Origin of the sequence: Larkinella sp. VNQ87 (assembly GCF_049445795.1) — a bacterium.
In the GTDB taxonomy this organism is placed as follows: Bacteria; Bacteroidota; Bacteroidia; order Cytophagales; family Spirosomataceae; genus Larkinella.
The window spans coordinates 1-12,688 of sequence record NZ_JBMSDT010000024.1 but is presented as its reverse complement, the minus strand read 5'-3'; the positions used below and the strand labels follow the sequence as shown (position 1 = coordinate 12,688).

Annotated in this window: 12 protein-coding genes; 10 read left to right on the top strand and 2 right to left on the bottom strand. The window is 53.3% G+C overall.

The window, feature by feature from the left end; genetic code table 11:
* Positions 1-84 precede the first annotated feature (84 nt).
* The 3 genes from ACO2Q8_RS28295 (at position 85) to ACO2Q8_RS28285 (ending at position 2,549) form a co-directional block, all read left to right on the top strand.
* Positions 85-948, top strand: a complete 864-nt coding sequence (locus ACO2Q8_RS28295; protein WP_423348269.1) for a hypothetical protein — start codon at positions 85-87, stop codon at positions 946-948.
* 166 nt (positions 949-1,114) lie between these two features.
* Positions 1,115-1,843, top strand: a complete 729-nt coding sequence (locus ACO2Q8_RS28290) for an intradiol ring-cleavage dioxygenase (protein ID WP_423348268.1) — start codon at positions 1,115-1,117, stop codon at positions 1,841-1,843.
* 16 nt (positions 1,844-1,859) lie between these two features.
* Positions 1,860-2,549, top strand: coding sequence for a hypothetical protein (locus ACO2Q8_RS28285; protein ID WP_423348267.1), 690 nt, complete (start codon positions 1,860-1,862; stop codon positions 2,547-2,549).
* Positions 2,550-2,555: 6 nt separating this feature from the next.
* Here ACO2Q8_RS28285 and ACO2Q8_RS28280 read toward each other — a convergent pair whose 3' ends face one another.
* On the bottom strand, positions 2,556-3,395 hold the full coding sequence (locus tag ACO2Q8_RS28280) for an AraC family transcriptional regulator (protein ID WP_423348266.1): 840 nt from the start codon (positions 3,393-3,395) through the stop codon (positions 2,556-2,558).
* Positions 3,396-3,528: 133 nt separating this feature from the next.
* On the opposite strand from ACO2Q8_RS28280, the gene ACO2Q8_RS28275 reads away from it, so the two are divergent.
* The 4 genes from ACO2Q8_RS28275 to ACO2Q8_RS28260 are packed head-to-tail and all read left to right on the top strand — an operon-like array spanning position 3,529 to position 9,715.
* The gene (locus ACO2Q8_RS28275) at positions 3,529-4,899 is read left to right on the top strand and encodes a TolC family protein (protein WP_423348265.1); all 1,371 of its coding nucleotides are present in this window, start codon (positions 3,529-3,531) and stop codon (positions 4,897-4,899) included.
* A 3-nt stretch (positions 4,900-4,902) separates the two neighbouring features.
* Complete coding sequence (locus ACO2Q8_RS28270; protein ID WP_423348264.1) at positions 4,903-8,076, top strand: efflux RND transporter permease subunit; 3,174 nt, start codon at positions 4,903-4,905, stop codon at positions 8,074-8,076.
* A complete protein-coding gene (locus tag ACO2Q8_RS28265) occupies positions 8,051-9,184 on the top strand; it encodes an efflux RND transporter periplasmic adaptor subunit (RefSeq protein ID WP_423348263.1) in 1,134 nt (377 codons plus the stop codon). Before ACO2Q8_RS28270 ends, ACO2Q8_RS28265 begins: the two co-directional genes overlap by 26 nt.
* Before the next feature lie 18 nt (positions 9,185-9,202).
* Positions 9,203-9,715, top strand: coding sequence for a histidine phosphatase family protein (locus ACO2Q8_RS28260; RefSeq protein WP_423348262.1), 513 nt, complete (start codon positions 9,203-9,205; stop codon positions 9,713-9,715).
* Here the strand turns inward: ACO2Q8_RS28260 and ACO2Q8_RS28255 are convergent.
* On the bottom strand, positions 9,708-10,049 hold the full coding sequence (locus ACO2Q8_RS28255; RefSeq protein WP_423348261.1) for a thioredoxin family protein: 342 nt from the start codon (positions 10,047-10,049) through the stop codon (positions 9,708-9,710). The genes ACO2Q8_RS28260 and ACO2Q8_RS28255 overlap by 8 nt on opposite strands.
* Positions 10,050-10,411: 362 nt before the next feature.
* Here ACO2Q8_RS28255 and ACO2Q8_RS28250 point away from each other — a divergent pair, with 362 nt between their 5' ends.
* From ACO2Q8_RS28250 to ACO2Q8_RS28240, 3 genes are all read left to right on the top strand, one after another.
* On the top strand, positions 10,412-11,170 hold the full coding sequence (locus ACO2Q8_RS28250; RefSeq protein ID WP_423348260.1) for a DUF2971 domain-containing protein: 759 nt from the start codon (positions 10,412-10,414) through the stop codon (positions 11,168-11,170).
* Positions 11,171-11,344: 174 nt separating this feature from the next.
* A complete protein-coding gene (locus ACO2Q8_RS28245) occupies positions 11,345-11,926 on the top strand; it encodes a Crp/Fnr family transcriptional regulator (protein WP_423348259.1) in 582 nt (193 codons plus the stop codon).
* An 82-nt stretch (positions 11,927-12,008) separates the two neighbouring features.
* Positions 12,009-12,590, top strand: a complete 582-nt coding sequence (locus ACO2Q8_RS28240; protein ID WP_423348258.1) for a hypothetical protein — start codon at positions 12,009-12,011, stop codon at positions 12,588-12,590.
* Positions 12,591-12,688: the final 98 nt, after the last annotated feature.

Below are 12,688 nucleotides of genomic sequence, written 5' to 3'. Positions count from 1 at the left end.
AAAACGTCTGTTAAAGTTTGTTAACAGAGTCTGAATCAGAAGATTGGTTTCCTATCTTTCATCCTGAACTCACGACAGATCAGGATGAACCGTTTAGTCCTTACCCTGGGTCTTTTACTTCTATTCGACCAACCCGGTTTTTGCCAGCTCTGGACGAAGCAGCGCATTCGGGAACAACTCCCGCTGTTGACCAAATTTCAGGAAATTCCGCTCGGCGACGGCCGGTATCTGTTGACGCCGGTGCTGGACACCCTGCCTGACCAGCACGTTCTGGCCGATTTGTACAACCGGAATGCCTTCTACGTTAGTTATTTGTTCGGGCGCTATTCCGCTTTTCCTCCTGAAACGGTAGCCAGTCGAGAAGTCAACCTCTCGTCAAAAACGAAGCTTGAACAACAGGCCTATCTGAAAGATACCCTCGCCCGTTTGAACAGTGCCCTGCACCGGGCTATGCAAAACGACACTCTACTGAACCGGCATTTTCTGGACATGACCGCTTATTATCTGGAAGCCAAAGGCATCCGCATCAACGATTACACGGCTCCGCCCAAACCGGCCATTTCCTACACCACGCTCCTAAAACTGTCATCCCGCATTTTTGGAAGCATTAAGCTCATTGATGATCAACACGTTGTTTATCAACTTAATCTGAGTAACGACCGAAGCGAAGTAGCTAACCAGCCGCTTGTCGAAGCTTTTAGCCACCAGGCCGTCTGGTTTGCAACGATGAGTCGGGACTGGCAGGAATACCGTCACGATTCCAGCTTTATGGAGGAAGTTCGGAGTCTGCAAAACCGGCTGGCTCCGCTGGAGGATACGCCCGAAAACCGCACGATTACCCGGCAGGCCATGCAGGAGCTAATTGCCCGGAGTCCATTGCTGGAACAAACCATAAAACAGGAATACCAGAGAATGAAACCCTGGCTCGGCTTTATTTCAACCGATTAACCGGGCCGGGGTGCCGATCGTACTCGTTGGTTTCTCACCATCATTCGCCGACAAATTCATCTGGTTTACCGCTAAATACCGGGGCCACGCAACGAAAACCGGCTCGCCAACGATCTAGTAGAAAACACCATCGCTGTTTTCACGCTACGCACAAGTAAACCTGCTTATGGAACGCAAAGAATTTTTGAAACGGAGTTTTTCGGCCCTCGGCATTGCCGCCATCGCCCCCATGCTCACCTCCTGCACAACCGAAGACGCCGTTGAACCGGCTTCGACCACCGACACCACCACGGGCACCGGGACCAGCACCGGCAGTTGTACGGTTACCTCGAACGAAACCGAAGGCCCCTTCCCGACGAAAACGCCCGCCAGTCTGGTAACATCCGACATTACTTCCGACCGGCAAGGCACAAAGCTGACCATCAACATCACCGTACAAAACAAAAACAACAGTTGCGCAGGGCTTGCCGGTGCGCTGGTCGACATCTGGCATTGTGATGCAGCCGGGAATTATTCCGAATACGGCGGTACACAGATGCAGTCGACCAATTACCAGAGTGTTCATTTTCTGCGCGGACGTCAGGTTTCCGACAGTAACGGTTTGGTAACCTTTACGAGTATTTACCCGGGCTGGTATTCGGGCCGGGCAACCCATATTCACGTTCATGTGTACAACGCCACGGGTACATCACTGAAGGTTTCGCAGATTGCCTTTCCGGAAGACATCAGCAAAGTGGTGTATGCTCAGGGCGTCTACGCCAGCCACGGGCAGGCCGACACCACCAATGCCCGAGACAATGTGTTTAGCGATGGTACAACCACCAACATGTCGGTCGTTACAGGCAGTCCCTCAGCCGGTTATGTCCTGACCTGGGCAATCGTGGTGGAAGCCTGAACCGCCACCAACTCGTATGACTATTCAAACGCAAGTACAAATTTACCTGGCTGATCAGCGGGGCCGGACGCAATCCGCCGATTATCGAAGCTTTCACACCTTTGCCTTTGAAGCTTACCAGCCCGAAAGCCGCCAGCCGTTCGGGACGCTGCAGGGGCTGCACGACGATACGTTACTGGCCGGAAAAAGCCATACCCTGACCGTGACGGAACCGACCGAAGTCACCCTGATTCCAGTCGTGGGCGGCATTGAGTTGGTATACGGTTTAAGCGAGACGGTTTTTCTGGGAGCTGGCGATGCGCTCCGGTTTACGGCCTATCCGGAACAGGCGTATTTTATCGTCAACCCGTTTGAAACCGAGACCGTTAACTTTCTGCAAATCTGGCAAAAACCCGTCCAGAAAGATTCAAAACTGTTTCAACGAACATCGTTCGACCTGAACAACCGCAACCAGTTGCTTCCGGTACTTGCCGATCAAAACCGGCTCGAACACCCGGTTTTGATCGGCAAGTACGGCGGTCGGCAGGAAGGAATTTACTCGCCTTGCCGGATCGAAAAACAGGTGTTTGTCTTTGTGATTGAAGGAGCCTTTGAAGTACAAAACCGCCTGCTTCACCCCCGCGACGGGCTGGCACTCCGGCCGGTGGACGAACTGGAATTCGAAGCGCTGTCCAACGACGCCATTCTGCTGGTCATGGAAGTCTGATCGTCGTCAATACCCATTCATTTTTCGGAAAGCGACGGGCGTATGGCCCGTTTTTTTTTTGAAATACTTCACAAAGTGCGACGGGTCGCTGAAGCAAAGCCGGTCGGCAATTTCGGTGATGGTCTGGTCGGTATGGAGCAAATGGCGCTTGCTTTCCAGAATAACCTGATGCGTAATCAGTTCGCTGGCCGACCGACCGCTGACCCGCCGACAGATCGCATTCAGGTGCTGGGGAGAAACGCCGAGTTGTTCGGCAAAATGAAACACCCGCATGGTCTGGTTGACCGGTTTTCGCAGCAAGTCCGTAAACCGCCGAAAAACCGCTTCCCGGCCCGTCCGAACCGGGGCCTCACTCGTCCGAAACTCCAGAATCCGGGCCAGCAATACCTGCGTCAACCCGCGCAACACCACCGGCGAATGCCGCGTGGGGGTCTGGTATTCTTTCTCGATCGCCGTCAGTAAATCCGTCACCGAAACGGTATCGGTCAACATTACTTCCCGGTCTTGCTCCAGTTGCTGCACCAGCGGATACAAATCCGGGCTATGCAACGGGTCGATGAAATCGGGCCGAAACAGCAACACATACCCTTTCGGAATGGCCGTCAGTTGCCAGCAATGCACCTGGCCGGGCGACAAAAAGAACGCCATCGGGGGTGCAATCGGAATCAGTTGCGTATCGACCCAGTGAAAACCGGCTCCTTCCAGCAAAACAATCAGTTCAAAATAACCATCGTGCTGGTGCGGTTTTGTCCGCTTAATGACTTCCTTAAACCGGGAAAGTTTGAACAAGGCTGGGGTTTCCAGCTTGCTTTTGAGCAGAAACGGACTGACGGAGTCGAATGCCATGAGCGGTTTTAAATAGCCGGAATTTAGGTTTAGTTTTCAAATATACCAAAGACAAGCTAATCCATACCATTTCACTAGGCTTTATCCCGATAAATTTGTGGCCGGTATTCCTGATGATAACCCAAAAACACCCGTGCCCCCTTCTGTACCTCTGAAACGTCTCCTGACTGGCCTGGGTTGGCTGCTGAGTTTGTGCCCCTTGCTGGCCCAACCGCCCTCCCAACTGCGGCTGCTGGTACAGGACTATCTCCAACGTTCTCCTTCCCTGAAAGCCCGGCAGTATGAAACCGCAGCCGCCCGGCAGCAAAGCCGGATTCTGAAAACCGCCCGGCTCCCGACCCTGGATGCCACCGCCCAAGCCAACGTGGCGACGTACAACAACCTGACCGGGATGTTCTATCCCACCGGAATCCTGCCGATCAGCGGACCGCCCTCCACCGGCAACAACTTTTCGCCGGTCACCGGCACAGCCCTCGGCGGCTTGCTGAACTGGTCGCCGTTTACGTTTGGCGCGCTCGATAGCCGGCTGGCGGTGGCCGAAGCGGAGCTGAACGCCCGGCTGGCCGAGGAAACCGACGAGCAACTGCGCATTCAGGTCGCCACCGCCGGAGCGTATCTGGACGCGCTGCTCGGACAGGAGTTGGTCAAAATAACCGCCCAAAATACCGCCCGGGTCGATTCGCTGCTGCGGCAGGTGAAAGCGCTGGTTGTCCAGGGATTACGCCCTGAAGTCGATACGGCGCTGACGGTCACCGAGCTTTCGCGGGCTGAAACCGAGCAGATCAACGCCCGGGCGCAGGCCGAAGCCGCCCGAATCCGGCTAGCCGAGTGGCTGGCCCGACCCGATACCGCCCTGATCCTGACCGACACCTTACTCTTGACCCGAACACCGGCCTCAGCGACAGCACCCACGGACGGACCCCACCCGACCGAACGGATTTTCCAAAGTCGGATTTCCGTCGAAACCGCCCGCATCGACCAGATTCGGCATCAATACCGGCCCAAACTGACTTTCTGGGGGACGGCCTACGCGCGGGGCTCCGGCATTGATTACCGGGGCGACGTACAGTTTGCCGACGGGCTGCTCTTCAGCCGGTACAACTACGGCGCGGGGGTCCACCTGGCCTGGCCTTTACTCCGGGGTGCCGAACGGTCGGCTCTGCTCACGCAACAGGATTTCCGGATTCGGGCCGCTGCCGAGCAACTGGCCCAAACCCAGTTGACGCTCGGCAGCCAGCGTCGGTCGGCGACACTACTCCGCCAGCAGGCCGAAGCCGTGGCCCGACAACTGCCCCGGCAAGTGGCAGCAGCCCGGCAGGCCCTGACGGGTCTGGAACTGCGGTACCGTTCCGGTTTGGTCAATCTAACCGACGTTCTTCAGGCCCAGTACACCCTGCTGCGAGCCGAAACCGACCAAAAAGCCGCCGTGCTCGCTGTCTGGCGGAGTTTGCTGCTTGAATCCTACGCAACCGGAACCCTAACCCCTTTTCTTCAGGCCCTGTAACCCATGCTTCGACTCATTCAACAGGCCCTTCGCCGACCCATTACCGTGCTGGTGGCCCTGATTGGCCTCGTGGGCGCGTCGGTGCTGACGATCCGGAAAATGCCCATCGATATTTTCCCCAATCTCAGCCTGCCGACCATCTACGTCGCCCAACCCTACGGCGGTTTGTCGCCCCAGCAGGTGGAAGCGCTCATTACGTCCTATTACGAATACCATTTTCTCTACGTAACCGGCGTCAAGTACGTAGAAAGCAAGTCGGTGCAGGGCGTTTCGCTGGTCAAAATCCAGTTTCACGAAGGCACCGACATGGCGCAGGCGATGGGCGAAGTGGTTGGCTATGTCAACCGATCGCGGGCGTTCATGCCACCCGGAACCGTGCCGCCGTTTGTGGCCCGCTACGATGCCGGAAGCGTGCCCGTCGGGCAGTTGGTTTTTACCTGCGATACGCGCTCGCTGGGCGAAATTCAGGATTTGGCGTTGTTCAAAGTCCGGCCGATGTTCTCGACGCTCCCCGGCGTTTCGGCCCCGCCCCCGTTTGGCGGCAACCAGAAGTCGGTGCTGATCCGGGCCGATCCCGAACGGTTACGGAGTTACAACATCTCGCCCGATGAACTAATTGCCGCCATTACAAAAGGCAACACCGTCAGCCCGGCCGGAAACCTGCGGGTCGGAGATCAAACGCTGACGACGCCCCTCAACACGATGGTCGACAACATCCGGGAGTTGGAAACCATCCCGGTGCAAACCGGTTCCGGACCAGCGGTGTACGTCCGGGATCTGGCGCGGGTCGAATTAGGCTCAGACATCACGACGGGTTATGCGCTCATCAACGGCAAACGCTCGGTGTATCTGAACGTGTCGAAGCGGGCCGATGCCTCCACCTGGCAGGTGGTTCAGGCCGTCAAGAAAGCCCTGCCCGACATGCAGGCCGCCATTCCCGACGACATCAAGGTTTCGTACGAATTCGATCAATCAGGCTATGTGATCAACGCGTTGAAGAACCTGCTGATCGAAGGCAGTCTGGGTGCTTTGCTGACCGGACTGATGGTGCTGTTGTTTTTGCGCGACGCCCGAAGCGCGGCTATCGTGGTCGTGACGATCCCACTGGCGATTCTGTCGGGCGTGATCGGGTTATACCTAACCGGCCAGACGCTCAACATCATGACCCTGAGCGGGCTGGCCCTGGCCGTCGGCATTCTGGTGGACGAAGCCACAGTAACCATTGAAAACATTCACCGGCATTTGGAAGAAGGACAACCCAAATCTGTGGCCATCTGGCAAGCCTGCCGCGAAATTGCCGGGCCAAAACTCCTGATTTTGCTTAGCATCCTGGCGGTTTTTGTCCCCGCGTTGTTCATGACGGGCGTCCCCCACGCCCTGTTTCTACCGCTCTCACTGGCCGTCGGTTTTTCGATGATTGCGTCATTTCTGCTTTCGCAGACGCTGGTGCCCATCTTAGCCAACTATTGGTTGAACGAAACGACAACGCAACACCGGGAAGGCCGCTTCTCGCGTTTTCAGACCCGGTTTCAACGCAGCTTAAGCGGTTTGCTGAACCAACGACGGTGGATTATTCCGGTTTACACGCTGGTGGCTATTCTGCTGACGGCGGTTTTGTTTAGCGTATTGGGGACCGACATTTTTCCACGTGCCAATACCAACCAGTTTCAGGTACGGCTACGATTGCCCACCGGAACCCGACTGGAACGGACCGAAAGCGCGACGCAGCAGGTTCTGAGCGCCATTCACACCATCGCCGGACCGGGCGGAGTCGCCATTTCGTCGGCGTTTGTCGGAACTCAGCCGTCGAGTTACCCCATCAACACCATTTACCTCTGGACCAGTGGTCCGCAGGAAGCGGTTTTGAAGGTCAATCTGACTAATCAATCGGCCGTCCCCTACCGCGAGTTTGCCGAGCGGCTCCGGGATGAAATGCGCCGGACGCTGCCGACGTTGCGGTTATCGTTCGAACCGGGCAATCTGGTCGATCAGGTGATCAACCTCGGCTCCACGAACCCCATCGAAATTGCGGTAGTCGGCAAAAACCTGGCCGATGGCCGACAGGTGGCGACCCGCCTGCAACAACGCCTGAACGCCATTCCCTACCTGCGCGATGTGCAGATTACAACCCCGTTGGACTATCCGAGCCTGCAAGTGACCATCGATCGGGTGAAGGCCGGACAACTGGGCCTGACGGCGGGCGAAATCGGGCAGTCGCTCGTGACGGCCACCTCGTCGAGCCGGTTTGTGCAACCCAATTACTGGATCGATCAGGCCGCGGGCAACGCGTATCAGGTCCAGATCGACATACCGCCTTACCTCCTGACCCAGCCCGAAGCCATTGAACAGACGCTGATTCGGTCCGGGCGGGCGGCTTCGGGCAACCGTTCCCCGGCGGGTGTCACGCTGCGGGAAGTGGCCGACTGGAAGCGGGTCAATACCGTCGGCGAGTACGACCGGCTGAACCAGCAACGGTTTGTCACCCTGACCGCCAACGTCCAGGGTCAGGATTTGGGTCGGGCGGTTTCCGACATTCAGCAGCAGATTGCCGGTTTGGGAGAGTTGCCGAAAGGACTGAAAATCAACCTGCGCGGGCAGGCCGAATTGCTGGCCCAAACGCTGGGCGAATTACAAACCGGCCTGGCGCTGGCGATTGGTGTCATTTTCCTGCTGCTGGCGGCCAATTTCCAGTCGTTCCGGCTCGCTCTGGTCGCCCTCTCCACGGTTCCGGCGGTGTTGGTCGGTTCGCTGGGGTTGCTGTTGCTGACCGGGCAAACCCTGAATATTCAATCGTTCATGGGGTGCATCATGGCGCTGGGCGTTGCCATTTCGAACGCTATTTTACTGGTAACCAATGCCGAAACCGTCCGACTCCGGGCACCCGGCGATGCGGCTTTAACCGGTGCGACCACCCGGCTCCGGCCGATTCTGATGACCACGCTGGCGATGATTGCCGGGATGATTCCGATGGCCAGCGGCCTGGGCGAAAGTGGTGAACAAACCGCCCCGCTCGGCATCGCCGTCATCGGTGGCTTGCTGATTTCGACGCCCGTAACCCTCCTGCTGTTGCCGCTGGTGTATCAAGGGGCGATTGGTAGCCGAAACGCCCACAGCGTCTCGCTCGACCCGAGTGACCCGACCAGTTCATCCTATGATTCAACGCTTCCGTCTCTCTAACTCACCGGCCATGTTCGTATTCCGTTCTATCACCTTCTTTTGCTCGTTGTACCTGACGGGGTGGCTGCTCGGTTGCAACGCCCCGTCCACCAACACCCCCACCACCTCGGCCAGTCCCAGCCGGCCCGACTCAGTGCCGGTTTTGGTCTTAAAATCCGAATCCGTTCAGAAAGAGGTCACTTTGCCCGCCGAACTCCTGCCGCTGGAACGGGTGCAGTTGTTCGCCAAAGTGCCGGGCTACCTTCGCCGGATTTCGGTGGACATTGGTTCCCGGGTGCGTCAGGGGCAGGTATTGGCCGTAGTCGATGCGCCGGAACTCGTCGCCCGCGTCGCCGAAACGGAAGCCAATGTCCAAACCGCCCTGGTTCGCTACCAGAACAGCCAGGATTTGTACCGGCGGTTATCGGCCGCCCGGCAGGGCGCCGGAGCGGTTTCCGTGCGGGAAGTCGAAGCCGCCCGGAACCAGATGCGGGCCGACAGCGCGGGCTGGACGGCCGCCCAGCAAATCCTGCGGGCACAACGGGATCAACAGGCGTATCTGACCATCACGGCCCCGTTTTCCGGCATCGTCACCCGGCGAACCGTCGATCCCGGCGCGTTAGTCGGCACAACGCAGTCCATTCTAGAAATAGAAAACAATGCGATCCTACGGCTGCGGGTTTCAATTCCGGAAGCGCTCACCGGCAGTCGGTTGCCTAGCCAGCAGCTTGCCTTCCAGGTCAAGGCGTTTCCGGGCCGGACCTTCAGCGGAACACTCTTCCGGAAAGCCGAAACCATCGACCCGCAAACCCGCACCGAATTGTGGGAATTTCGCGTGAACAACCCTTCCGGCGAACTGAAAGCCGGGATGTTTGCCGACGCCAAACTGGGCCTGAACCGTGCCGGTTCCTCGTTTCTGGTGCCGCCCTCGGCGGTGGTTACGTCGCAGGAGCGCAAATTTGTGATTCGGGTGAAAAACGGCAAAACCGAGTGGGTCGATGTCAGCACCGGTTTTGGCGTCGGCGACAAACAGGAAGTCTTCGGCGCGCTGGCGGAGCAGGATACGGTGTTGAAATCGGCGAATGAAGAACGAAAACCAGACCAGACCGTCATTGCTGTCGTTCGTTAAATCAACTTAGTTACTTCGATGAAACGCATCTATCTTTTTCTGACGCTGTTGATCGGGCTGGGCTTCACCGCCTGCCAATCTGACAACACCCAAACGACGACGGTTTACCTGGTTCGTCACGCCGAAAAAGTGCAAACCGACTCCACAGACAGCAACCCGCCCCTGGCCCCGGCGGGCGTGGTTCGGGCGCAGCACCTGGCCGAACGGTTGGCTTCGGTGGAGTTTGACGCGGTTTACAGCACACCTTTTCAACGGAACATCAACACCGTCAAGCCCCTTGCCGATGCCAGGAGCCTGACGATACAGACCTATCAATGGCATGATTACGACGCCATCCGGCAGATTCTGACGCGGGAAAAGGGCAAAACGCTGCTGTTCTGCGGCCACGGCGACAACATTCTGCCCATCATCCGCAACGCCGGAGCGACTCCCCCGCTGAAAAAGATTGGCAAAGAGGACTATCAGCATCTCTTCAAACTGGTGATCCGACCCGACGGCACGGCCGAAGCCAGCGTCGAAACGTTTAACTGAGCGGTAAACTGCTCTCAATCAAGTTAGTCAATACCGGTTTCGTCGCAAAACCAACCTGCCGGTTGACCAATTGGCCATCTTTGAAAACTAGGATCGTCGGCATGTTCCGGACGTTGTAGCGGGCGGTCACGGCGGGGTTCATTTCGACATCGACGGTGGCGACGGTCGCCGAACCGGCGAAATCCCCGGCTAATTCGTGGATAATGGGTTCGAGTCGGCGGCAGGGCGGGCACCATTCGGCGCTAAAATCGACGAGCAGCACACCCGGTTTTTGAAGAAGATCTTCCCAGTTCTGATCGGTTGCGTAAACCGCTTTGGTTGTTTCGGTTGTCATTGGATGCAATGGTTTGTTTATCCATTGATACCGATGGCGCGCCCGAAATCACCCGGCTCGGATAGTAGAATTTACGACGGTCTGCGGCCTGGCGTTGCTCCTTATTGGTTAAAAACCGCACTGATAGCAACACTATTCAGGAGCTTCCGGGACACAACGATCTGAAGGTGAAGCTAGCGTGTACACAAGAGTGCCGACAAACCTATGACAACATTAAGATACGCTTGGTGCGTTGAAACTAAAAAATGAGGTAATGAAAAGATTAGATTTACCCTAAATAATATATTTAAAAATTTTAAATATTAAAAAACAGCGGAAAATATTGCAAAACATTCGTACATTTAAGAGTTAGCGCCAATTTTATGGATGAGTTCATAATAGACAGAGAATACCAATTAAAACTTAATTCCAAGACTAAACTCTGGGACAATTATCAACATGGAGAATTGTTATCAAAAAGTACTGACAAGCTGTTCAAATATTTCCCTTTAAATCTTTATAGTATCGATGGACTTTTAAGGTCGTACTTTCATTTAGCAAATCCAGGACAATTTAACGACCCTTTTGACTGTAATATAAACTTAGCCAAAGATATTATAGAGTTAGACAGTATGAAAACGGTAAAAAGAAATAATTTCAATAATATAGGAGTTTGTTCTTTTTCTGAAACTATTGACAATCATCTGATGTGGGCGCATTATACGAACAATTATAATGGTTTTGCTCTTGAATTTTGCGGTAAAAAAATCGATATTAAGCTTAATAGATCTGAAATAATTCGACACACATTGACAAGAGTAATATATCCAGAAATACCAGTTAAAATTAATAAAGATTTTCCATTTGCTTACCACTACATATTGACTACAAAATTTAAACATTGGAGTTATGAAAAAGAATGGAGAATTATAGCTGAATTAAACTGTGATGACCGTGAAATGGAATATTATCCAGAATCAATAAAAGCAATTTACATTGGACACAAAATTCCTGACGAGAATGAAAGTGCATACAAAATGCTTTTGGAAATTCAAGAATTAAAATTCCCAAAAACACCAATTTTTGTTGTCTATCCTCATCCGACAGACCTTAACTTGAAATTTGAAAAAGTATGGGAATAAAAAACCGGTGCTAACAAGCATTTGGTTCAATGGCGGTTTACATAGTTAACTGAACATTCTACATCGCATCAACTTTTTAGTGTATCGACAGTATTGCGCTCCGAAATCAGCCACTGCGCCAAGCACCAGAACATTATTGGCGAGTACCACAGAAAACACTACCCCTAAAAACCAATGCAAGACATCCTATTTGACTTTATATCAAAATACGTTTCGCTGACAGAAGAGGAGAAGAACGCCATCGTTTCTGTGGACATCTTTCGCTCGGTAAAGAAAGGGACGGCGTTACTCAAAGAAGGACAAAAATCGAAAGATAGTTACTTTGTTCTAAAAGGCTGTATCCGGACCTATTACATCATCGATGGTGAAGAAAAAACAACAGCTTTCTACACCGAAATGGAAGCGTTGACTCCTCCCTGTGTCATCAGCAAAACGCCGTCCGACTACTATGTAAGTTGTGTCGAAGACACGATACTGACCGTTTCCAATACGGAAATGGAAGCAGAAGTGAATAGTAAATTCCCAAAGTTTGACATCATGTGCAAACTCTTATCGGAGGAACTTCTAGCCAAGCAACGGATCGACTTTGACGCGTTTAAAACGTCTTCCCCTGAACAACGATACTTTAACCTGCTACAAAAAAGACCAGACCTTATTCAACGTGTGCCACAGCACCAACTAGCGAGCTATTTAGGCATTAAACCTCAATCTTTAAGCCGACTACGAGCGAGAATTCTGGAAAAAAGTAAGGTGTAACTGCATTTCTTAACTTAAGTGAACGGTTTTAAGGCTATTGCCCATCTACTTTTGCCGTACCGTTTCACATAAGCAGAAAGAAATGCAAAAGAAGATTTTATTCATCGGTTTTGTCTTCCTAATGACAAGTACGCTCCACCTCAACGCACAATACGCCAAAACAGACAGCACATACAAACGGTGGTTCGTTGGGAGCACGGTATTTTTATTGGGTAATTTTGATAAAGTGAATCCTCCTGGTTTCGCTCAACTCAATGTAGGCTATCGGATTACAGGAAAAGATGTAATTTCACTTGAGCTAATAACCTGGAAACATTCCTGGCCACTCGGTATCAACCCCTTTTTAAACAAATCATACGGAAAGCCGGAAGAAAGATTTCCGGGCAATATCCGTGAGTATGGTATTGGTCTTGCTTATCAACGGTATTTTTGGAAAGGTCTTTACGCAGCAGTACACGTAATGCCTATGTGGCAAACATTTGTGAATGACAACGGTAATAAGGTGGGTAACGGTTTCATTATATTCAACACGTTTCGAGTTGGCTATCATATTAAACTCTTTAAAGATAGGCTTTTTATAGAACCGTCACTTGGTATTGCTGGCCGTGCTTATCACACTGAAATGCCCGATGGTTTTAAATGTATTCTTAACTTTCTTGCTTGACAAAGTTAGTATTTTTAACTTTGAATAAAACCAAGAAAATGAATGCTAATCAAAAACTCGCTCAGCACCGTCTCAGTGTGCTGGAACTAGCCCAAGCC